The sequence below is a fragment of the Lelliottia sp. RD5 genome (genome assembly GCF_056032945.1).
Genome location: NZ_JBVYHQ010000005.1, coordinates 84,788 through 104,881, shown reverse-complemented (window position 1 = coordinate 104,881; position 20,094 = coordinate 84,788). Strand labels below are relative to the sequence as shown.

General features: G+C 56.6%; 25 protein-coding genes. 17 read left to right on the top strand and 8 right to left on the bottom strand.

Annotation, left to right across the window (positions count from 1 at the left end; all coding sequences use genetic code 11):
- Positions 1–83: 83 nt before the first annotated feature.
- From AC0LWE_RS16175 to cbrB, 17 genes are all read left to right on the top strand, one after another.
- Entirely contained in the window at positions 84–419 is a 336-nt protein-coding gene (locus AC0LWE_RS16175; protein WP_011915573.1) for a zinc ribbon domain-containing protein YjdM, read from the top strand.
- Between the two features lie 80 nt (positions 420–499).
- Complete coding sequence (yjdN, locus tag AC0LWE_RS16170) at positions 500–931, top strand: VOC family metalloprotein YjdN (RefSeq protein ID WP_202694597.1); 432 nt, start codon at positions 500–502, stop codon at positions 929–931.
- A gap of 135 nt (positions 932–1,066) precedes the next feature.
- The gene (phnC, locus tag AC0LWE_RS16165; RefSeq protein WP_202694598.1) at positions 1,067–1,855 is read left to right on the top strand and encodes a phosphonate ABC transporter ATP-binding protein; all 789 of its coding nucleotides are present in this window, start codon (positions 1,067–1,069) and stop codon (positions 1,853–1,855) included.
- 65 nt (positions 1,856–1,920) lie between these two features.
- Positions 1,921–2,937, top strand: coding sequence for a phosphonate ABC transporter substrate-binding protein (phnD, locus tag AC0LWE_RS16160; RefSeq protein WP_202668073.1), 1,017 nt, complete (start codon positions 1,921–1,923; stop codon positions 2,935–2,937).
- Positions 2,938–3,154: 217 nt separating this feature from the next.
- Positions 3,155–3,934, top strand: a complete 780-nt coding sequence (phnE, locus tag AC0LWE_RS16155) for a phosphonate ABC transporter, permease protein PhnE (RefSeq protein WP_202694599.1) — start codon at positions 3,155–3,157, stop codon at positions 3,932–3,934.
- A gap of 20 nt (positions 3,935–3,954) precedes the next feature.
- Positions 3,955–4,680, top strand: a complete 726-nt coding sequence (gene phnF / locus AC0LWE_RS16150) for a phosphonate metabolism transcriptional regulator PhnF (protein WP_202668075.1) — start codon at positions 3,955–3,957, stop codon at positions 4,678–4,680.
- Positions 4,681–5,133, top strand: coding sequence for a phosphonate C-P lyase system protein PhnG (gene phnG, locus AC0LWE_RS16145; protein WP_131486866.1), 453 nt, complete (start codon positions 4,681–4,683; stop codon positions 5,131–5,133).
- Positions 5,130–5,714: a phosphonate C-P lyase system protein PhnH gene (gene phnH, locus AC0LWE_RS16140; RefSeq protein ID WP_202714474.1), complete on the top strand. Its 585-nt coding sequence runs from the start codon at positions 5,130–5,132 to the stop codon at positions 5,712–5,714. The genes phnG and phnH overlap by 4 nt, the downstream gene beginning before the upstream one ends.
- On the top strand, positions 5,714–6,778 hold the full coding sequence (locus AC0LWE_RS16135; protein WP_219347147.1) for a carbon-phosphorus lyase complex subunit: 1,065 nt from the start codon (positions 5,714–5,716) through the stop codon (positions 6,776–6,778). The genes phnH and AC0LWE_RS16135 overlap by 1 nt, the downstream gene beginning before the upstream one ends.
- A complete protein-coding gene (phnJ, locus tag AC0LWE_RS16130; protein ID WP_202714472.1) occupies positions 6,771–7,616 on the top strand; it encodes an alpha-D-ribose 1-methylphosphonate 5-phosphate C-P-lyase PhnJ in 846 nt (281 codons plus the stop codon). The genes AC0LWE_RS16135 and phnJ overlap by 8 nt, the downstream gene beginning before the upstream one ends.
- On the top strand, positions 7,613–8,368 hold the full coding sequence (phnK, locus tag AC0LWE_RS16125; RefSeq protein ID WP_219347148.1) for a phosphonate C-P lyase system protein PhnK: 756 nt from the start codon (positions 7,613–7,615) through the stop codon (positions 8,366–8,368). Before phnJ ends, phnK begins: the two co-directional genes overlap by 4 nt.
- A gap of 9 nt (positions 8,369–8,377) precedes the next feature.
- Positions 8,378–9,058 carry a phosphonate C-P lyase system protein PhnL gene (gene phnL, locus AC0LWE_RS16120; protein ID WP_219347149.1) on the top strand — a complete coding sequence of 227 codons (681 nt, stop codon included), beginning with the start codon at positions 8,378–8,380 and terminating at the stop codon, positions 9,056–9,058.
- Positions 9,055–10,191: an alpha-D-ribose 1-methylphosphonate 5-triphosphate diphosphatase gene (gene phnM, locus AC0LWE_RS16115; RefSeq protein ID WP_219347150.1), complete on the top strand. Its 1,137-nt coding sequence runs from the start codon at positions 9,055–9,057 to the stop codon at positions 10,189–10,191. The genes phnL and phnM overlap by 4 nt, the downstream gene beginning before the upstream one ends.
- Positions 10,188–10,745 carry a ribose 1,5-bisphosphokinase gene (phnN, locus tag AC0LWE_RS16110; RefSeq protein ID WP_174342797.1) on the top strand — a complete coding sequence of 186 codons (558 nt, stop codon included), beginning with the start codon at positions 10,188–10,190 and terminating at the stop codon, positions 10,743–10,745. Before phnM ends, phnN begins: the two co-directional genes overlap by 4 nt.
- Positions 10,732–11,166: an aminoalkylphosphonate N-acetyltransferase gene (phnO, locus tag AC0LWE_RS16105; protein WP_219347151.1), complete on the top strand. Its 435-nt coding sequence runs from the start codon at positions 10,732–10,734 to the stop codon at positions 11,164–11,166. Before phnN ends, phnO begins: the two co-directional genes overlap by 14 nt.
- A gap of 9 nt (positions 11,167–11,175) precedes the next feature.
- Entirely contained in the window at positions 11,176–11,934 is a 759-nt protein-coding gene (gene phnP / locus AC0LWE_RS16100; RefSeq protein WP_202694605.1) for a phosphonate metabolism protein PhnP, read from the top strand.
- A 71-nt stretch (positions 11,935–12,005) separates the two neighbouring features.
- On the top strand, positions 12,006–12,491 hold the full coding sequence (gene cbrB, locus AC0LWE_RS16095; RefSeq protein WP_216980604.1) for an inner membrane protein CbrB: 486 nt from the start codon (positions 12,006–12,008) through the stop codon (positions 12,489–12,491).
- A gap of 64 nt (positions 12,492–12,555) precedes the next feature.
- Here cbrB and yjdP read toward each other — a convergent pair whose 3' ends face one another.
- From yjdP to AC0LWE_RS16055, 8 genes are all read right to left on the bottom strand, one after another.
- Positions 12,556–12,879, bottom strand: a complete 324-nt coding sequence (gene yjdP, locus AC0LWE_RS16090; protein ID WP_059179877.1) for a DDRRRQL repeat protein YjdP — start codon at positions 12,877–12,879, stop codon at positions 12,556–12,558.
- Between the two features lie 95 nt (positions 12,880–12,974).
- Positions 12,975–14,759: a DUF2235 domain-containing protein gene (locus AC0LWE_RS16085; RefSeq protein WP_219347152.1), complete on the bottom strand. Its 1,785-nt coding sequence runs from the start codon at positions 14,757–14,759 to the stop codon at positions 12,975–12,977.
- Positions 14,759–15,277, bottom strand: coding sequence for a DUF3304 domain-containing protein (locus tag AC0LWE_RS16080; protein ID WP_219347153.1), 519 nt, complete (start codon positions 15,275–15,277; stop codon positions 14,759–14,761). Before AC0LWE_RS16080 ends, AC0LWE_RS16085 begins: the two co-directional genes overlap by 1 nt.
- Entirely contained in the window at positions 15,277–15,789 is a 513-nt protein-coding gene (locus AC0LWE_RS16075) for a DUF3304 domain-containing protein (RefSeq protein ID WP_219347154.1), read from the bottom strand. The genes AC0LWE_RS16080 and AC0LWE_RS16075 overlap by 1 nt, the downstream gene beginning before the upstream one ends.
- A gap of 15 nt (positions 15,790–15,804) precedes the next feature.
- Positions 15,805–16,329: a DUF3304 domain-containing protein gene (locus AC0LWE_RS16070; RefSeq protein WP_202668089.1), complete on the bottom strand. Its 525-nt coding sequence runs from the start codon at positions 16,327–16,329 to the stop codon at positions 15,805–15,807.
- Positions 16,329–16,814, bottom strand: a complete 486-nt coding sequence (locus tag AC0LWE_RS16065; RefSeq protein ID WP_474265933.1) for a DUF3304 domain-containing protein — start codon at positions 16,812–16,814, stop codon at positions 16,329–16,331. Before AC0LWE_RS16065 ends, AC0LWE_RS16070 begins: the two co-directional genes overlap by 1 nt.
- Before the next feature lie 35 nt (positions 16,815–16,849).
- The gene (locus AC0LWE_RS16060; RefSeq protein WP_202668091.1) at positions 16,850–17,677 is read right to left on the bottom strand and encodes a DUF4123 domain-containing protein; all 828 of its coding nucleotides are present in this window, start codon (positions 17,675–17,677) and stop codon (positions 16,850–16,852) included.
- 3 nt (positions 17,678–17,680) lie between these two features.
- Entirely contained in the window at positions 17,681–20,020 is a 2,340-nt protein-coding gene (locus AC0LWE_RS16055) for a type VI secretion system Vgr family protein (RefSeq protein WP_474265829.1), read from the bottom strand.
- Between the last annotated feature and the right edge of the window lie 74 nt (positions 20,021–20,094).

Sequence of the window (20,094 nt, the reverse complement as noted above, 5' to 3'; positions counted from 1 at the left end):
TATACTTGACGCCTTTTTCGGCAAACTGCCGTGTTTTTGGCTGGCGCTTTCCAGCCCCGTTCGCACTTTTAGAGGATACCGATATGTCTCTTCCACACTGTCCAAAATGTAATTCCGAATACACCTATGAAGATAATGGCATGTTCATTTGCCCTGAATGCGCCCATGAATGGAATGACGCCGAAACGTCGCAAGATAGCGATGCGCTGATCGTAAAAGACGCCAACGGTAATCTGTTGGTCGATGGCGATAACGTCACCGTCGTAAAAGACCTGAAAGTGAAAGGCAGTTCTTCCATGCTGAAAATCGGCACTAAGGTGAAGAATATTCGTCTGGTTGAAGGCGACCATAATATTGACTGCAAAATTGACGGCTTTGGCCCAATGAAGCTTAAATCAGAATTCGTCAAAAAGAACTGATTTGTCAGCCCGGTAGCGCTTAGCTTACCGGGCTGACTGGAACTACACTTATCGAGCTTCTCTTACCTGAGGTAATGATTATGCCGTTAAGTCCCTATATCTCTTTTGCCGGAAACTGTGCAGAGGCCACCGCCTTTTATCAGCAAACGCTCGGCGCAGAACTCCTCTACAAAATCACCTTCGGTGAAATGCCCAAAGACGAGCACAGCGAAGACGGCTGCCCTTCCGGCATGTCGTTCCCTGACTCCGCCATTGCTCACTCCAACGTTCGTATCGCCGGTAGCGATATTATGATGAGCGACGGCCTGCCCGGAGAAAAAGCCCATTACGCAGGCTTTACGCTGGTGCTCGACACGCAGGATGTGTCAGAAGGCAAACGCTGGTTCGATAATCTCGCCGAAAGCGGCAATATCGACATGGCGTGGCAAGAAACCTTCTGGGCGCACGGCTTCGGTAAAGTCACCGACAAATATGGCGTGCCATGGATGATCAACGTCGTGAAACAGCAGTAGCATTCTGGCGGAGGCCGCGTGCTTCCGCCTGTCATCGCTTTCGCCTCAACTCTTCAAACTCCCGCAACCAATACTTAACCCAAATGTCACAATAATCCGCCAGCATGAGGCCACATTTATCGTGAGGCCCAGCACATGCAAACTGTCATCCGCGTCGTGAAACTGAGCAAGACCTTTCATCACAATAAGGCCCTGCATGCCGTTGATCTGACCGTCGAGAAAGGCGAAATGGTGGCGCTGTTGGGGCCTTCCGGTTCAGGAAAATCCACGCTTCTGCGCCATTTGAGCGGCTTAATCACGGGTGATAAAACCCCTGAAAGCCACGTCGAACTGCTGGGAAATACCGTGCAGCGCGCGGGTCGTCTGGCGAGTGACATCCGTAAAAGCCGCGCGCAAACCGGCTACATCTTCCAGCAGTTCAACCTGGTAAACCGCCTGACGGTGCTGGAAAACGTGCTGATTGGCGCGCTCGGCAGCACCCCTTTCTGGCGCACCTTCCTGCGCTGGTTCTCACCCGCCCAAAAACAACAGGCTCTTCAGGCGCTGACCCGCGTCGGGATGGCGCATTTTGCCCACCAGCGTGTCTCCACACTGTCCGGCGGACAACAGCAGCGTGTGGCGATTGCACGGGCGCTGATGCAAAAAGCCAACGTCATTCTGGCCGATGAACCCATTGCCTCTCTCGATCCGGAATCTGCCCGCATCGTGATGGAAACCCTGCGCGACATTAACCAGAACGACGGCATCACCGTGGTAGTGACGCTGCATCAGGTGGATTACGCCCTGCGCTACTGCGAGCGCATCGTCGCCCTACGTCAGGGGCACGTGTTTTACGACGGTTCAAGCCAGGCCTTTGATAACGACCGCTTTGACCATCTCTACCGCGGCATTAACCGCGTCGAAGAGAAGGCACAGGCTGCTTAACGCACACAAAAAGACCAGGTTTGCCAATGAAATAGCCTGGAACAATGTCAACGTGAGGAAAGTACATGAGCTATAAAGCCGTTGCCGCGCTGGCTTTCACCAGCATGTTCAGTATCAGCACCCTGTTAAGCCCGGCGTACGCCGAAGAACAGGAAAAAGTGCTGAACTTTGGCATCATTTCGACCGAATCACAGCAAAACCTCAAGCCCCAGTGGGAACCGTTCCTGAAAGATATGGAAACCAAACTGGGGATCAAAGTGAATGCCTTCTTCGCGCCGGATTACGCGGGCATTATCCAGGGCATGCGCTTTAACAAAGTGGATATCGCCTGGTACGGCAACCTCTCCGCCATGGAAGCAGTGGATCGCGCTAACGGTCAGGTCTTTGCACAGACTGTCGCCGCAGACGGTTCTCCGGGTTACTGGAGCGTACTGATCGTCAACAAAGACAGCCCAATCAATAACCTCAATGACATGCTCGCCAGGCGCAAAGATCTGACGTTTGGTAACGGCGATCCGAACTCAACGTCCGGTTTCCTCGTCCCGGGCTATTACGTCTTCGCCAAAAACAATATCTCCACCAGCGAATTCAAACGCACCGTTAATGCGGGGCATGAAACCAACGCGCTGGCTGTCGCCAATAAACAGGTCGATGTTGCCACCAACAACACTGAAAACCTCGACAAGCTGAAAACCTCCGCACCCGAAAAACTGAAACAGCTGAAGGTTATCTGGAAATCGCCGCTGATCCCTGGCGACCCGATCGTGTGGCGTAAAAACCTCTCCGAAGGCACCAAGGACAAGGTGTACGACTTCTTTATGAATTACGGCAAAACGCCAGAAGAGAAAACCGTGCTGGAACGTCTGGGATGGGCACCGTTCCGCGCCTCCAGCGACCTTCAACTGGTGCCGATTCGCCAGCTCGCGCTGTTTAAGCAGATGCAGAGTGTAAAAGATAACAAAGGTCTGAGTGCGGAAGAGAAGACCAGCAAAGTCTCTGGATTGCAGGCGCAGCTGGAAGATCTCGACCGTCTGACCGCCGCCCTGAGCGCGATGACCAGCGTGAATAAAGTGGTGCAATAACCTTTTTCTCCCTCTCGCTGAGGGAGGAAAAGAACAGTCCCCTCTCCCTTGAGGGAGAGGGGGAAATGCACACGCTGATGCCCTCACCCCGACCCTCTCCCACAGGGAGAGGGAGAAAAGCCGCACCAGGTAGCGACCTCTCTCACGGGTGAGGGAGAAAAGTCGTACCAGATAGCAGCCTCTCTCAGGGAGAGGGGAAAAAATACCGGAGCTAAACATGCAAACCATCACCGTTCCACCGCCGAAGCGTAGCTGGTTCTCGCTGATCAGCTGGGCGATTTTGCTGGCGGTTCTGATCGTCTCCTGGAAGGGCGCGGAAATGAACCCGCTGATGCTCATTCAGGACTCCGGCAACATGGCGACCTTCGCCGCCGACTTCTTCCCACCGGACTTTAGCCAGTGGCAGGATTACCTCAGCGAAATGGCGGTCACCCTGCAAATCGCCGTCTGGGGCACCGCGCTCGCGGTGATTCTCTCGATCCCGTTTGGCCTGATGAGCGCCGAAAACATCGTGCCGTGGTGGATTTACCAGCCGATGCGCCGTCTGATGGACGCTTGCCGCGCCATCAACGAAATGGTGTTCGCGATGCTGTTCGTGGTCGCCGTCGGCCTTGGCCCTTTCGCGGGCGTGATGGCGCTGTTTATCCACACCACCGGCGTGCTCTCGAAGCTACTCTCTGAAGCGGTCGAAGCCATTGAACCCGGTCCGGTCGAAGGTATCCGCGCAACGGGTGCCAATAAAATCGAAGAAATTCTCTACGGCGTGTTGCCCCAGGTGATGCCGCTGCTGATCTCCTACTCCCTGTACCGTTTTGAATCCAACGTGCGCTCCGCCACGGTGGTCGGCATGGTCGGCGCGGGCGGAATTGGCGTCACCTTATGGGAAGCGATTCGCGGCTTCCAGTTCCAGCAAACCTGCGCGTTGATGGTTTTAATCATCATTACCGTCAGCCTGCTGGATTTCCTGTCTCAACGTTTGCGTAAGCACTTCATCTAAGAAGCGAGGCATTGATTGTTATGCACTTATCCAGACATCCGACCAGTTACCCAACCCGCTGGCAAGAGATTGCCGCAAAGCTCGAAGTTGAGCTGCGCACCCACTATCGCTGCGGGGATTTTTTGCCCGCCGAGCAACAGCTCGCCGACCGCTATGAAGTGAATCGCCATACCCTGCGCCGCGCCATTGACCAGCTGGTTGAGCGCGGATGGGTACAGCGCCGTCAGGGCGTGGGCGTGTTGGTGCTGATGCGCCCGTTCGACTACCCGCTGAATGCGCAGGCGCGCTTTAGCCAGAATTTACTCGATCAGGGCAGCCACCCGACCAGCGAAAAACTGCTCTCGGTGCTGCGCCCGGCCTCCAGCCATATCGCCGATGCGCTGGGGATTCAGGAGGGAGATAACGTGGTGCATCTGCGCACCCTGCGGCGCGTCAACGGCGTGGCGGTCTGTCAGATCGACCACTACTTCGCCGACCTCACCCTGTGGCCGGTGCTGCAAAATTTCTCCAGCGGTTCGCTGCATGATTTTCTGTTTGATTCGACCGGGATCGCGCTCAAGCGCACCCAGACGCGGATCAGCGCCCGTCGCGCGCAGGCCAAAGAAAGCAAAGTGCTGGAGATCCCCAACATGGCGCCGCTGCTCTGCGTTCGCACCCTTAACCATCGTGACGGCGAGATCAACGCGACGGAATATTCCGTCAGCCTGACCCGCGCCGACATGATCGAATTCACCATGGAGCACTGAATGCATTTCACCCCCTCCATTCGCCAGCGCTGGATGAGCGTGCTCGCGCACAGCCAGCCCGCCGCGCTGCAGGCACACATGCATCGGCTGAATATCACTGCGGACTATACGCCGATCCGCGCGCCCGAAATCGGTCTGGTGCAGATCCAGGCGCGAATGGGCGGCACAGGTACCCGTTTTTTTGCCGGTGACGCCACGCTGACCCGCGCGGTAATTCGCCTTGCCAGCGGGACGCTCGGCTACAGCTATCTGCTCGGGCGCAATAAAGACCACGCCGAGCGGTGCGCCGTTATCGACGCATTGCTGCAAGAACCACCTCATTTTCAGACCCTGATGGAAACCTTAATTGCCCCGCTGGAAGCCGATCGCGCCGCACGTCTCGCCGCGCGTCAGGCCGAAGTGAACACCAGCCGGGTCGACTTCTTTACGCTCGTTCGCGGAGATAACGCATGACTCTCAAACCCGCTTTTACGCTGCCCGTGCAGGATGCCCAACACAGTTTTCGTCGTCTGCTCAAAGCCATGAGCGAGCCGGGCGTGATTGTCTCCCTGCATCAACTCACCCACGGCTGGCAGCCGCTGAATCTCGCCACCACCAGCGTGCTGCTGACCCTTGCTGACAGCGACACGCCCGTGTGGCTGTCAGCCAGCCTGCAAAATGATATTGCCAGCCAGAACCTGCGTTTTCACACCAGCGCACCGCTGGTCGATCAGCCGCAGCAGGCGTTGTTCGCCGTCGCGGATGAAAAAATCAGTCACGAGCAACTGAACGCGCTTTCCGAAGGCACAGCCGTCGCGCCGGAAACCAGCGCTACGTTGATTTTGCAGGTCTCAAGCCTGAGCGGCGGCCGCATGCTGCGCCTGACGGGTGCCGGGATTGCCGATGAACGCATGGTCGCGCCGCAGCTGCCGGAATGCATCATTCATGAACTCACCGAGCGTCCGCATCCGTTCCCGCTGGGTATCGATCTGATCCTCACCTGCGGCGAGCGCCTGCTGGCAATTCCGCGGACCACGCATGTCGAGGTGTGCTGATGTACGTCGCCGTCAAAGGGGGCGAGAAGGCGATAGCCGCCGCCCATGCGTTGCAGGAATCCAGACGACGCGGCGATGAACAGCTGCCCGAGCTGGACGTCGCCCAACTAGAACAGCAGCTTAATCTCGCCGTCGACCGCGTGATGACCGAAGGCGGCATTGCCGACCGCGAACTGGCAGCACTGGCGCTGAAACAGGCCAGCGGCGATAACGTCGAAGCCATTTTCCTGCTGCGCGCCTATCGCACGACGCTGGCAAAACTGGCGGTTAGCGAGCCGATTAACACCGCCGAGATGCGCCTGGAGCGCCGAATCTCGGCGATCTACAAAGATATTCCTGGCGGCCAGCTGCTTGGCCCGACCTACGATTACACCCATCGCCTGCTGGATTTCACCCTGCTGGCAAACGGCGAAGTGCCTGCGCTGCACACCCGCGACGCCGAGCACGAGTCGTCTCCGCACGTGTTTAGCCTGCTGGCGAATCAGGGGCTGGCGAAAGCGGAAGAAGACTCAGGAGCCGCGCCCGATGATGTGACCCGCACGCCGCCGGTTTATCCGTGCTCACGTTCGTCGCGGCTGCAACAGCTGATGCGGGGTGACGAAGGTTATCTGCTGGCGATGGCTTATTCCACGCAGCGCGGCTACGGGCGCAATCACCCGTTCGCGGCGGAAATTCGCAGCGGCCATGTGGAGATCGAAATCGTGCCGGAAGAGCTGGGTTTTGCCGTGAACGTCGGCGAACTGCTGCTCACCGAGTGCGAAATGGTCAACGGATTCGTCGCGCCCGCGCAGGAAGATCCGCATTTTACGCGCGGCTACGGGCTGGTGTTTGGCATGGGCGAACGCAAAGCGATGGCGATGGCGCTGGTAGACCGCGCGCTACAGGCCCCCGACTACGACGAGAGCATTGCGGGCCCGGCGCAGGACGAAGAGTTTGTGCTGGCGCACGCGGATAACGTCGAGGCGGCGGGTTTTGTCTCGCACCTCAAACTGCCTCACTACGTCGATTTCCAGGCCGAGCTGGAACTGCTGAAACGTCTGCAACGGGAGCGCAAAAATGGCTAACCTCAGCGGATATAACTTTGCTTATCTGGATGAGCAAACCAAGCGCATGATCCGCCGCGCCATCTTAAAAGCGGTGTCCATTCCCGGCTATCAGGTGCCGTTTGGTGGCCGTGAAATGCCGATGCCATACGGCTGGGGAACCGGCGGAATTCAGCTTACCGCCAGCGTGATTGGCGAGGAGGACGTGCTGAAGGTGATCGACCAGGGCGCAGACGACACCACCAATGCCGTGTCGATCCGCAGCTTCTTCACGCGCGTGACGGGCGTGCACACCACCGAACGCACCGAAGACGCCACGCTCATCCAGACCCGCCACCGCATCCCCGAAACGCCGCTCACCGAAGACCAGATTTTGATTTTCCAGGTGCCGATTCCGGAACCGCTGCGTTTTATCGAGCCACGCGAAACGGAAACCCGCACCATGCACGCTCTGGAAGAGTACGGCGTGATGCAGGTGAAACTGTACGAAGATATCGCCCGCTTCGGCCATATCGCCACCACCTACGCCTATCCGGTGAAAGTGAACGGACGCTACGTCATGGACCCGTCACCCATCCCAAAATTCGATAACCCAAAAATGGACATGATGCCCGCGCTCCAGCTGTTTGGTGCCGGACGCGAAAAGCGCATCTACGCCGTGCCGCCGTATACCCGCGTAGAGAGTCTCGATTTTGACGATCATCCGTTCACGGTGCAGGAGTGGGACGAGCCGTGCGCCATCTGCGGCTCAACACACAGCTATCTCGACGAAGTGGTGCTGGACGATACGGGCAAACGGATGTTTGTCTGCTCCGACACCGATTTCTGTCGCCAACAGAGCGAGGCGAACGGCCAATGAAACCGCTGCTTTCGGTGAATAACCTGACCCATTTATACGCGCCAGGAAAAGGCGTTAGCGATGTGTCGTTTGATCTGTGGCCGGGCGAAGTGCTGGGCATTGTCGGTGAGTCCGGCTCCGGCAAAACCACGCTGCTGAAATCCATTTCCGCGCGCTTAACGCCGCAAAACGGCGAAATTCGCTATCAGGATCGGTCGCTGTACGGCATGAGCGAAGCCGAGCGCCGCCGCCTGCTGCGCACCGAATGGGGCGTGGTACATCAGCATCCGATGGACGGCCTGCGCCGCCAGGTGTCGGCGGGAGGAAACATCGGTGAACGGCTGATGGCTACCGGCGCGCGCCATTACGGCACGATCCGCGCCACCGCCCAGCAGTGGCTGGAAGAGGTAGAAATCCCCGCGTCGCGCCTCGACGACCTGCCGACCACGTTTTCCGGCGGGATGCAGCAGCGCCTGCAAATTGCCCGCAATCTGGTGACCCATCCCAAACTGGTGTTTATGGATGAGCCGACCGGTGGGCTGGACGTTTCGGTCCAGGCGCGGCTGCTGGATTTGCTGCGCGGTCTGGTGGTGGAACTGGATCTGGCGGTGGTGATTGTCACCCACGATTTGGGCGTGGCGCGTCTGCTGGCGGATCGTTTGCTGGTGATGAAGCAGGGCCAGGTGGTGGAAAGTGGTTTAACCGACCGCGTGCTCGACGATCCGCATCACCCCTACACGCAGCTGCTGGTGTCATCCGTTTTACAGAATTAAGAGGTCAACATGATCCGCGTTGAAAATGTCAGTAAAACGTTTGTGCTCCACCAGCAAAACGGCGTGCGCCTGCCGGTCCTGCAAAACGCCTCGCTCGAGGTAAACGGCGGCGAATGCGTGGTGCTGCACGGTCATTCCGGCAGCGGAAAATCGACGCTTTTACGCTCGCTGTACGCCAACTATTTGCCCGACGAAGGCCATATTCATATTCGTCATGGTGATGAATGGGTGGATCTGGTGCAGGCCCCGGCGCGCAAAGTGCTGGAAGTGCGTCGGGCGACGATCGGCTGGGTGAGCCAGTTCCTGCGGGTGATCCCGCGGATCTCCGCCCTTGACGTGGTGATGCAGCCGCTGCTCGATCTGGGCGTGTCGCGCGAAGCGTGCGCCACAAAAGCCGCGAATTTGCTGACGCGCCTGAACGTACCGGAACGCCTGTGGCATCTCGCGCCATCGACCTTTTCCGGCGGGGAGCAGCAGCGCGTGAATATCGCGCGCGGGTTTATCGTCGATTACCCGATTTTACTGCTCGATGAGCCGACCGCCTCGCTGGACGCCAAAAACAGCGCCGCCGTCGTCGAATTGATTGAACATGCCAAAACGCGGGGCGCTGCGATCGTAGGGATCTTCCACGACGCTGCGGTGCGCGATCGCGTGGCGGATCGTCTGCATACGATGGGAGTCGCGCCATGATTATCAATAACGTCAAGCTGGTGCTGGAAAACGACGTCGTCGAGGGATCGATTGACGTGCAGGGCGGCGAAATCCGTGCCTTTGCCGAAACGCAAAGCCGCTCGCCGGAGGCAATGGACGGCGAAGGCGGCTGGCTGTTGCCAGGGCTTATCGAACTGCACACTGATAACCTCGACAAATTCTTTACCCCTCGCCCGAAAGTAGACTGGCCCGCCCACTCGGCGATGAGCAGCCATGACGCGCTCATGGTCGCCAGCGGGATCACCACCGTGCTGGACGCGGTGGCGATTGGCGATGTGCGCGACGGCGGCGATCGTCTGGAAAACCTCGAGAAGATGATTAACGCGGTGGAAGACACCCAGAAACGCGGTCTGAATCGCGCCGAGCACCGCCTGCATCTGCGCTGCGAACTTCCGCATTTCACCACGCTTCCGCTGTTCGAAAAGCTGATTGATCGCGAGCCGGTGTCGCTAGTGTCGCTGATGGATCACTCGCCGGGCCAGCGCCAGTTCGCCAACATTGAAAAGTATCGTGAATATTATCAGGGCAAATATTCGCTCAGCGATGACGAAATGGCGCGTTATGAAGAGGAACAGCTGGCGCTGGCCGCGCAGTGGTCGCAGCCGAATCGTCTGTCGATTGCCGCGATGTGCCGCGAGCGCAATATCGCCCTCGCGAGCCACGACGACGCCACGCACGATCATGTGCTCGAATCCCATCAGCTTGGCAGCGTGATCGCCGAATTTCCCACCACGCTCGAAGCGGCAGAAGCCTCACGCAAGCACGGAATGAACGTCCTGATGGGCGCGCCGAATATCGTGCGCGGCGGATCGCATTCCGGCAACGTTGCCGCTAGCAAACTCGCCTCGCTCGGGCTGCTGGATATTCTCTCGTCCGACTACTATCCCGCCAGCCTGCTGGATGCCGCTTTCCGCGTCGCCGACGACCAGAACAATCCATTTACCCTGCCGCAGGCGATTCGGCTGGTGACCAAAAACCCGGCGGACGCGCTGAATCTCCGCGATCGCGGCGTCATCGGAGAAGGCAAACGGGCCGACCTGGTGCTGGCGCATCGTAAAGGCGAGCATGTTCATATTGACCACGTCTGGCGTCAGGGAAAACGGGTGTTCTGATGGGAAAACTGATCTGGCTAATGGGGCCGTCCGGCTCCGGAAAAGACAGCCTGCTGACGGCGCTACGCCAGCAGGAACATACGCGGCTGTTAGTGGCGCATCGTTACATAACGCGGGCAGCAAATGCAGGCAGCGAGAACCATATCGCCCTGAGCGAGCAGGAATTTTTTACCCGCGCCGGGCAAAATTTACTGGCACTGAGCTGGCACGCGAACGGCTTTTATTACGGCGTCGGCGTCGAGATCGACCTGTGGCTGCATGCAGGATTTAACGTGCTGGTGAACGGTTCTCGCGCCCATTTGCCACAGGCGCATGCCCGCTACGGCGACGCGCTGTTGCCGGTTTGTTTGCAGGTCTCGCCTGACGTGCTGCGTCATCGCTTGCAAAACAGAGGACGGGAAACCGCGCGTGAGATTGACGAACGGCTGGCACGCGCCGCGCGCTATACGCCATCCGAATGCCATCTCCTCAATAACGACGGAAGTTTGCTACAGTCTGTCGATAACTTGATCGCGCTTATTCGTCAGAAGGAAAAACGCCATGCCTGCCTGTGAACTCCGCCCCGCCACACCTGAAGATGCTCAGGCCGTTTACGGCCTGATATGTGAACTCAAACAGGCGGAATTTGATCGTGACGCGTTTCTGGCGGGTTTTCTCGCCAATCTTCAGGATCGCCACATGCATTATCAGCTGGCGGATCTGGACGGACAGACCGTCGGCATGATTGGTCTGCATCTGCAGTTTCACCTCCATCACGTTAACTGGATCGGTGAAATTCAGGAGCTGGTGGTTCTGCCGCAGGCGCGCGGTCTGAAGGTCGGTAGCCAGTTGTTAGCCTGGGCCGAGAATGAAGCGCGAAAAGTGGGCGCGGAGATGACGGAGCTTTCCACAAGCGTGAAGCGCGTCGATGCCCACCGTTTTTATATTCGCGAAGGATATGCCCAGAGCCACTATAGATTCACCAAACCTCTGTAAGGAGGCGCTATGAGTTTGACGATTACGCTGACGGGAACGGGCGGCGCGCAGCTGGTGCCGGTCTTTGGCTGCGACTGCGCGGCGTGCCGTCGAGCGAGGTTGCAGGAGGCGCATCGCCGTCGCCCGTGCAGCGCGGTGGTCAAATTCAACGACGCAGTGACGCTGCTGGACGCGGGCATTCCGCATCTGATGGATGACTGGCCGGCGGGCAGTTTTCAGCAGTTTTTGCTGACGCATTACCATATGGATCATGTCCAGGGGTTGTTCCCGCTACGCTGGGGCGTGGGCGCGACCATTCCCGTTTACGGCCCCCCGGACGGCGCGGGCTGCGACGATCTGTTCAAACATCCCGGCATTCTGGATTTTAGCCGGACGGTTGAACCCTTTGTGATGTTCGAACTCCAGGGATTGAGAGTGACGCCGCTGCCGCTGAACCACTCTAAGCTGACGTTTGGCTATCTGCTGGAAAGCGCGCACAGCCGCGTGGCGTGGCTGTCTGACACCGCCGGGCTGCCGGAAAAAACGGTGAAATTCCTGCTCAACAACCAACCGCAGGTCATCGTGATCGATTGCAGCCACGCGCCGCGCGAAGAAACGCCGCGTAATCATAGCGATCTCAACACGGTTATCGCACTCAATAAGGTGATTGGGTGCCCGCAGGTTATTTTGACCCACATCAGCCACCAGTTTGACGTATGGCTGATGGATAACCCGCTGCCAGTCGGGTTTGAAGCGGGATACGACGGGATGGTTTTGGTGCTGGATTAACACCACTTCACCGTGACTTCACTTACGCCCTTTATGCTCCCCGCCAAATTGACCATATGAAGGGGACGCTCATGACCAAAACACGCCGTATTTTCCATCACGCCTGCTGGTTTGCTTTACTGGGACCGCATCTCGGCGTACCCGTTACTTTCGCTGGAGAACTGCTCACCAACCACCGCACGGCGGAAAACCTCTTGCTGCAAATCGTCCTGAATTTCCCGTATTTTATGGCGGTGACGTGGTTTTTGGGGGGCGTTTCTGCCCTGTTGACCGGGGTCGCCGCGGCCTGTCTTCCGCAGAATATTTATCAGCACGCCTGGCATAGAACACTCGCCTGCGGTGCGATGGGTGCGGCGATTGCTACGCTTTACGGGCTGCTTTATTCAGGCTCGCTCGATTCAGCGATCTTCTGGATGGCAACGGGACCCGGGCTGTTGGCCGGTCTGATCATGGGCTGGTGCGTGCCTTATCTTCCAGGGCGCGGGGATAAAAAATATGTACGTCCAGCCATTGTGAAAATCCCGTCAGAGAATGCCCAACCCGACGTCAAAGCATAAAGCCTGAGCATTCGCGGTCTGCGTAGGGGGGCGACACATCCGACGCCCTCATTACTGCCGCCAACTAACCATCGTAATTGTCTTCCAGCCGCCGTTCATCATCTTCAAGCTGACGCCTGTCCTGATCGAGCTGGCGCTGTCGGTCATCTAACTGACGGCGGCGGTCTTCAAGCTGGCGACGTCGGTCGTCATACTGACGGCTGTCGTTACGACGACGGTCTTCGTAGCGATCGTCATCCTCATCCCGGCGGCTAGCGCTGCTGGGATTGTAGGCGTCGTTGATCGCCTGCTGAATATTGCCGATTGCGTCATCAACAAGGTCGGCATGTGCCAGCTGGCTGGTTAAAGACAGCAGACCAAATAACAGGGCGGAAGCGTAATTTTTCATAATGCCAGTCTCGAAGGTGGGCTGGCTTTACGTTAATCAACGGCGAAAATCGGGAGTAGCGGAGGAATCTCAAATTCTGTTGTGAACAACCCTCATCAGGCTTCAGGCATTTCCATTGAGCGGATAACAAAAAAGTCCTGCGAAATACCTGCGCCTTTTTCTACCGTCTGCAGATCGTGTACAAACCATGCGTACATTTCTGGCGGTGCGGTATCCAGGGGTAACGGCCGGGGTTTACCGAGGTGTGCCGCGTGGGAGTATTCCAGAAAACACTTCGCACGCCGCAGCGCGGGTCCATATACGTTTGGAACGATATCCCTGCGTTTATCCATGGGGTCCTGTTCCATACTGTTTCGCATTCTTATGGCGGTATCCTTTACGTCATCAAGCCAGCCCCAGTTTTGCTGCAATACGGCCAGTTCATTTGCATACTGCCCGGCGGTCTCTTTCGCCTCCTGCGTGATGCCAACAAACCCCGCAGATGCGCCAGCAGAGGCCAGCGTATCCCCGCGCTGTTTTTCATATTTCATGCATTCCGTGCGGTACTGATAGTACTGACGGCCCAGCCAGTCGATATAGCTGTCCAGATGACGGTTCTGGCATGCGGTACTTAATGAAGTAAAGGGCAGTGCGCTCTGGTAGGCTTTTGCCCACTGCAGGACGGACTGGTTTTTGACGTTGTCCTGAACGATGAAATAGCTGGCTACGGTTTCGGAGTAAGATTTCAGACTTAGAAAATCAGGGAAAGGCACGCCCGCCATGGTCGCCTCACGGTACATCCTGTGGAGTGCCACGCGGCAGAGTTCCGCACTGGGCTTCTGTTCGTCCGGTTTCAGGCCCCCGCCGATATCCTCCGCGCATCCGGGATAGAGTTCTTCCTTGTGCGCCGGGTTATTGCCGGTGCGGTACAGGCAGCGCCAGACGCGGGTTTCATGGGCGGCAACCAGATGCAGGCTTTTCTTTACCGCCTCAGGCAAGGGGGTATCCTGGTCGATGGACTTGTCTCCCAGCAACACGCTGATCCCTTTTATCGGCCCGCCAAACGCAGAGATAAAGTAATCCACGCCGTTGTTGTTGCTGGCCGACGTGCGTCGCGAGCAGTCAAACAGACCGGTAAAGACGATATCGACAGGTATGCCCTGGTAGGTGTATTTATCCCCCTGTTTCTTACAAATATCATCCAACAGGGTATCAAGGAATTTGCGGGCCAGAGTGGCACCGAGGTCGAAACCGAAAAGGGAGACAGAAATGAGTTTAATGGGCACCGGGCTGGCTGATTTTGCTCTCTCATAAAATCGCTCGAAGCGCATTTTCGCCGAGGCGATACGCGTATCAACGCCTGTTATCAGCATATCTGCGACAGCAGGGTTATCACGAATCCAGGGAGTAGCTTCGATGCTGGCTTTTTTAAGTGCATTCGTGGTTATATTTTTTCCCAGCTTTCTCCACTCTGCGGGTTTAAGCAGCTTTGCACCTTCGTTTTTCAGGATCTCATACCAGTTTCCACCTTTAAGTAATTCTCTGCCTGTTTCCTTCGCCATTTCAGCGGGGTGAGACTTGAGATCATCCTGCACATTACTTCTGGCACCATCTATTAATGCAGTGAGTTTGGTAGAAGGATCCTCGTTAAAGGGTGTGCCAAGACCTGATATGTAGAATTTTGAAAAACATTCTTTACTCGAATTTTGTAGCTCATCAGGAAAAGCTCTGAACAGACGAGCGATATTACTGAGTCGTTGCTCTGGCGCATCCTGTTCAATATTCCTGTGAATACCATCGAAAAAGAAACCCACATGCCAGATACGTGAACAATTGTGTATGCCGTAATCTTCAACCTGCTGTGCCCGGTTTGCCGCAGAAATGAGGCTTTCTATATCCATTAGTTATTGTCCATTGTATTTAAGTGTGCCGCGTCCGGCCGTTTTTCATAAGGCGACCATGCGTTATCACTCCATCCCAACAGGACTTTATCGCCCGGGAGGAAATGAACGTGTAAATCATTTTCTCCCTGTTTCCGGACTGGCATCGGCATTTCGATACGCCGAGTTTCCAGACGCATACCTTTTAGATACTGAGCATGGGTTATATCAAGCGTCCAGATTACTTCAGCGTTATCACCTTCAATACTCCCGCAGCAGGTTGCCCCACCCCCGCCATGTGCAAAGGCATTCGCCCCCGCCACGCCATTTACGCTAAACCCCAGGATAGGTCTGTCAATTTCACTGTGAATAATCAGCGTCACCGGCCCTGATGGTGGACCCCAGACCGCAGCCCATACCGACCAGCCAAGATAAATCACCACCGGCAGTATCAATGCACCCCAGAGCCATTTTCCCCAGCGGGCATAACCACGATTTACGGCGCTGTCTATTTTTTGATATTTACCGGGCAATCCCATTATTCTGTTTCCTTGTTATTAGCATTCTCCTGATTCCTTTCATAAGGCGACCACGCGTTATCACTCCATCCCAACAGGACTTTTTCGCCCGGGAGGAAATGAACGTGTAAATCATTTTCGCCTTTTTTTCGTTGTGGCAGTGGCATTATCAGTCGATGAACTTCTGTTCGTACACCTGCTTTGTATTGCGCCAATGTGTAATCAACAGTCCATATAATTTCAGCCTTATCTCCGCTAATACTGCCGCAGCAGGTTGCTTTACCCCCGCCATGCGCAAAGGCATTCGCCCCCGCCACGCCATTTACGCTAAACCCCAGGATAGGCCTGTCAATTTCACTGTGAATAATCAGCGTCACCGGCCCCGACGGTGGTCCCCAGACCGCAGCCCATACCGACCAGCCAAGATAAATCACCACCGGCAGTATCAGTGCTCCCCAGAGCCATTTTCCCCAGCGGGCATAACCCCGGTTAACCGCACCGTCTATTTTGTCGAACGCGTTAAAAAATCCCATTTTAATCCCTTAAAATCAGTGCGTATTCTGGCGCTGCTTTTGCGCCACCTGTGCGGCAATATCATCGGCTGAAGGGCTGTTAAAACCCGTGCTCCACCATAAATATACTTTGTCATCAGGCAGGAAATAGACATGGAGATAGTTTTCACCCCACTGGCGCTGCGGCATGGGCATTTCTGTGCGACGAGTTTCCAGACGCATACCTTTAAGATACTGAGCATGGGTTATATCAAGCGTCCAGATTACTTCAGCGTTATCACCTTCAATACTCCCGCAGCAGGTTGCCCCACCCCCGCCATGGGCAAAGGCATTCGCCCCCGCCACGCCATTTACGCTAAATCCCAGGATAGGCCTGTCAATTTCACTGTGAATAATCAGCGTCACCGGACCTGACGGTGGTCCCCAGACCGCAGCCCACACCGACCAGCCAAGATAAATCACCACCGGCAGTATCAGTGCACCCCAAATACATTTTCCCCAGCGGGCATAACCACGATTTACGGCGCTGTCTATTTTTTGATATTTACCGGGCAATCCCATTATTCTGTTTCCTTGTTATTAGCATTCTCCTGATTCCTTTCATAAGGCGACCACGCGTCATCACTCCATCCCAACAGGACTTTATCGCCTGGCAGAAAATGAACGTGTAAATCATTTTCGCCCTGCTTCCGTACTGGAATAGGCATTTCTGTGCGACGAGTTTCTTTACGAAGTCCGGCGTTGTATTGATCTCGCGTCGTACTTAGAGTCCATATTATTTCGGCAATATCACCGCTAATACTGCCGCAGCAGGTTGCTTTACCCCCGCCATGGGCAAACGCATTCGCCCCCGCCACGCCATTTACGCTAAACCCCAGGATAGGTCTGTCAATTTCACTGTGAATAATCAGCGTCACCGGCCCTGACGGTGGTCCCCAGACCGCAGCCCATACCGACCAGCCAAGATAAATCACCACCGGCAGTATTAGTGCACCCCAAATACATTTTCCCCAGCGGGAATAACCCCGGTTAACCGCACCGTCTATTTTTTATACACACTGAAAAATCCCATAATGTATTTTCATCCCTGATGTTGAACATTATTTTTTAAGACTTGCTCCAGCGAGACCTTCCCCTGAGCCACATTTTCAAATGCAGATTGCATATTCTCTGACGCCAGAATTTTTTTACCGCCATTGAGATAAAAAAGGGCATACAGCTTTTGTTCTGTGCCCGTTTTCATTCTCGCTTCACAGGCTTTATTCAGCGCTTTTTTAACCATATCTCTTTGTACACATGGAGCAAAATGCTGGCTGGAGGGCAACTTTTGCCAGGCGGTTAATACGCTGGTGACAACCGGTTCATCCGCAATGTATTGCCATTCTTCTTTATTCAGCCGTATGGCGCTGTCTCTCGCATTTATTACCAGTGAAGGAGGAATATTTACAGGATGCCATTCATTTTTTTCAGGTGCCCACCACTGTAAAACACCTCTGAATAACATACTGTGCCATTCCCGATCGTTACGGCTCGCCAGCAGACTCATGACATTACGGGTATAAAAACGCACTAAAGCCGCTGCCCCATCGGGAGAAATAAGTGTGCATGCCGCAGAAAGCTGAACGGCTAATGCCTCTCCTGAGCGTGAAGAGCCGATAACAGCGGTTAAACCCGGCATGGAATCAATATAATGCTGTAGCGTCTGCGTATTTTTTAATGCGAGCAGCCAGGGGCCATAGTTTCTGAACTCAGCAAGCTGCGGATGGAGATACAGCGAATACAGAGCCGATACATGTTCGTTATAAAAAGCCTGAAAAGCTTCCGGTGTTTGCGCACCGCCTTCCAGCATCAGAAAGATATGAGTGTGAGTGGATTCAGATAACGCTTGCATCATTTTTGTGACATCCATTGACTACGCTCCCTGAACCATAGCGTCGTTAGCTTTGATGGCATTGAGGAGACACTCAATGCATATTGTGCTATTAAGCGGTGGGTACTGACCTGGAAGAAGCGGAATGTTTAACGGCATTGTGGCTGGTCCGGCTTTCATGGTCCTCTTAGTCCGGCGCATATACGTCGCCGTCGTGCCGTACTCGACTTTTCCCGCCTCCAGACGCAGGTAGCTCCCGCCGCCGATAAGCGTGACACGCTTTTTCCCTGCAAACGAGAGGTCGCTCGCCGAGCTTATCGTCAGCGTCTTCTCTGCAAACAGCCTCATATTGCCGTTCTGCGCCTGCACCTCCACCGGGCCCTCACTGGCCTTCAGGCTCAGTTGGCCGGTCCGGGCAAAAAGACCGAGCTTTTCTCCTGCGAGGCCAGCCATATTCCCCATAACGCCCATGCTGATGTCCCCGCCTGCATTAATGGCGACATTTTTGCTGGCCGCCAGCTGCAGGTGCTCCCCGCTGGTCAGGGCCATCCCTTCCGGGGCCGACATCAGCAGCGCCTCGTTCAGCGGCTTCAGACGCTGCTCAAACATCCGTATCTGGCTGTCCACATCCGCCTTCAGGGCCTGCGCCTGCTCTGCCGCGATTTCCAGCTGCTGCAGCTGCTGGTTAAGCCGGTCGATTTCCTTCAGCGCGGCATCTCTGTCCAGCGCCTCGCCCTGTGCCTTTACCTGCGCGTCCGCGCTGACGAACAGACCCTTTCCGGCGCGGATCGACCCGTATTCATCCGTGCGCAGTTCTGCGCCCGTGCCGCGGCGCTGTCCCTGCGCGTCCACCAGGTGCCCACCATTCAGTTGGGTTTTGCCGTACTCCGTGGCGAGCTTAATGTGCTCTTCCCCACGCCGGTCCTCCATCCGCAGCTTGTTGTTTGCGGGCGTGCGCAGCACGTTGCGGGTGTGGTTGTCGCGGGTGACGTGATCCGGGTGTTCAGAATCGTGCAGCGCATGGGCGATGTACGGCAGGTCGATGTCGCCGCTGCTGTACGCGATGGCCACCTCGGTGCCGTCGGTGAGCGGCGCGTGCCAGCCGTACGTTTCCCCGGCGTACGGCTTCGCCATCCGCAGCCACAGGTATGCAAAGCCCTGCTCAGTATCGTCCCGGTCGAAATCCAGCCTGACGCGGTAGCGCCCCTGCTCATCCAGGTGGGCGTAAATATCGTTCTTCTCCCGGCTCTCGATGCGCGCGGGCAGGGTGCCGTGGATTTCAGGGCGCGGGATTTCCGCCGGGCGGAAGCAGTAGCGCTCGGTATAGGGCATCCCGTCGACGGAGACGTGCAGGCGGGTGTCGCGGGCAGCGTGGTATTCCACGGCGGTGATGACCACGCCGTCCCTGAGTGAGCGAATCACCTTTCCCTGCGGCTCCAGCACCTGGCCGGGCATCAGGACGGCAGCGTTGCTCTCAAGGTGAATGCGGGCCGAAGCGTTCAGCTCCCGCTCGTGGTGAATGCGGGCATAAAAGGCACCGGATTCGGTTTCCGGCTCCGGTGCCGTATCGTCCCCTGCAGTGCGGTACGGCTCCGCGTAGCGGTAGTGCTCTCCGGTGGCAACGGCCTGACTGCGCACGCTGACTGCCGCATCCATCGGCGCGCCGGCGTCGCGGTAGTTGTGGTCCCTGGCGCTGACCCTGCCCGGCACCACCTGATGCCGGGTTGAGACGTCCCACACCGACTCCTCTGCCCCGTCATACAGCCCGGACGGCTCGCTGTATGGCAGGCGGACGTCAAACAGATAGTTCAGCTGGCTATCGGCGAAAATCACCACCTCAAGCCCGCGGGCCTCGTCCATCTCCGTGCGCCAGAATATCCCGACCTCTGAAAGGAGGCGCTGCACAAAGTCGAGGTCCGTTTCCCGCCACTGGGTAATCAGCTCCCGCACCGGGAACGTCCGCTCCAGGCGGAAGTCAAAGTCCGGCCCTTCCAGCCCGTGCTGACGCAGGATCTGCTCCACCACCTCCGGCACGGACTGGTTCTGAAAGAGTCGGCACTGGCGGGTGTGCGCCAGCAGCGCCAGATGGGAACTGAGCACCACCTGATAATGCGACTGGTCGGCGGCGGTGGAAATCCACTTCAGGCGTGTGATGATACCGTGCACCGCCTTGCCGCTGCGCATGCGCAGGGTGGCGAGCTTCATCAGAACCTGTTCCGGAGAGATGTTAACCTGCGGGGTGGTAAAGTCGATTTCCCATCTGAACGGTTCGCTGAGCGCCTCGCGGCCCTGAAAGCGCAGCACGTCGGGCGTGACGGGGGAGTCGTTGATTTCCAGGGTATAGCGGGTCTGTCCGTCGAAAAGTGCCAGCCAGTTGTCCATAACAAAGACCTGATTTTACTTAGGGTTAAATCAGGATGGTTACATGGAGAAGATATTCTGTAAATGGCTGAAAC

Bases quoted from the DNA above. Each gene is read 5' to 3' on its own strand.
- phnH (WP_202714474.1), top strand. From the start codon at position 5,130: ATGACTCTCAAACCCGCTTTTACGCTGCCCGTGCAGGATGCCCAACAC.
- AC0LWE_RS16135 (WP_219347147.1), top strand. From the start codon at position 5,714: ATGTACGTCGCCGTCAAAGGGGGCGAGAAGGCGATAGCCGCCGCCCAT.
- phnK (WP_219347148.1), top strand. From the start codon at position 7,613: ATGAAACCGCTGCTTTCGGTGAATAACCTGACCCATTTATACGCGCCA.
- yjdP (WP_059179877.1), bottom strand. From the start codon at position 12,879: ATGAAAAATTACGCTTCCGCCCTGTTATTTGGTCTGCTGTCTTTAACC.
- AC0LWE_RS16055 (WP_474265829.1), bottom strand. From the start codon at position 20,020: ATGGACAACTGGCTGGCACTTTTCGACGGACAGACCCGCTATACCCTG.
- phnG (WP_131486866.1), top strand. From the start codon at position 4,681: ATGCATTTCACCCCCTCCATTCGCCAGCGCTGGATGAGCGTGCTCGCG.
- cbrB (WP_216980604.1), top strand. From the start codon at position 12,006: ATGACCAAAACACGCCGTATTTTCCATCACGCCTGCTGGTTTGCTTTA.
- phnC (WP_202694598.1), top strand. From the start codon at position 1,067: ATGCAAACTGTCATCCGCGTCGTGAAACTGAGCAAGACCTTTCATCAC.
- phnO (WP_219347151.1), top strand. From the start codon at position 10,732: ATGCCTGCCTGTGAACTCCGCCCCGCCACACCTGAAGATGCTCAGGCC.
- AC0LWE_RS16175 (WP_011915573.1), top strand. From the start codon at position 84: ATGTCTCTTCCACACTGTCCAAAATGTAATTCCGAATACACCTATGAA.
- AC0LWE_RS16080 (WP_219347153.1), bottom strand. From the start codon at position 15,277: ATGGGATTGCCCGGTAAATATCAAAAAATAGACAGCGCCGTAAATCGT.
- AC0LWE_RS16085 (WP_219347152.1), bottom strand. From the start codon at position 14,759: ATGGATATAGAAAGCCTCATTTCTGCGGCAAACCGGGCACAGCAGGTT.
- yjdN (WP_202694597.1), top strand. From the start codon at position 500: ATGCCGTTAAGTCCCTATATCTCTTTTGCCGGAAACTGTGCAGAGGCC.
- AC0LWE_RS16070 (WP_202668089.1), bottom strand. From the start codon at position 16,329: ATGGGATTGCCCGGTAAATATCAAAAAATAGACAGCGCCGTAAATCGT.
- AC0LWE_RS16060 (WP_202668091.1), bottom strand. From the start codon at position 17,677: ATGGATGTCACAAAAATGATGCAAGCGTTATCTGAATCCACTCACACT.
- phnL (WP_219347149.1), top strand. From the start codon at position 8,378: ATGATCCGCGTTGAAAATGTCAGTAAAACGTTTGTGCTCCACCAGCAA.
- AC0LWE_RS16075 (WP_219347154.1), bottom strand. From the start codon at position 15,789: ATGGGATTTTTTAACGCGTTCGACAAAATAGACGGTGCGGTTAACCGG.
- phnJ (WP_202714472.1), top strand. From the start codon at position 6,771: ATGGCTAACCTCAGCGGATATAACTTTGCTTATCTGGATGAGCAAACC.
- phnM (WP_219347150.1), top strand. From the start codon at position 9,055: ATGATTATCAATAACGTCAAGCTGGTGCTGGAAAACGACGTCGTCGAG.
- phnD (WP_202668073.1), top strand. From the start codon at position 1,921: ATGAGCTATAAAGCCGTTGCCGCGCTGGCTTTCACCAGCATGTTCAGT.
- phnE (WP_202694599.1), top strand. From the start codon at position 3,155: ATGCAAACCATCACCGTTCCACCGCCGAAGCGTAGCTGGTTCTCGCTG.
- phnP (WP_202694605.1), top strand. From the start codon at position 11,176: ATGAGTTTGACGATTACGCTGACGGGAACGGGCGGCGCGCAGCTGGTG.
- phnF (WP_202668075.1), top strand. From the start codon at position 3,955: ATGCACTTATCCAGACATCCGACCAGTTACCCAACCCGCTGGCAAGAG.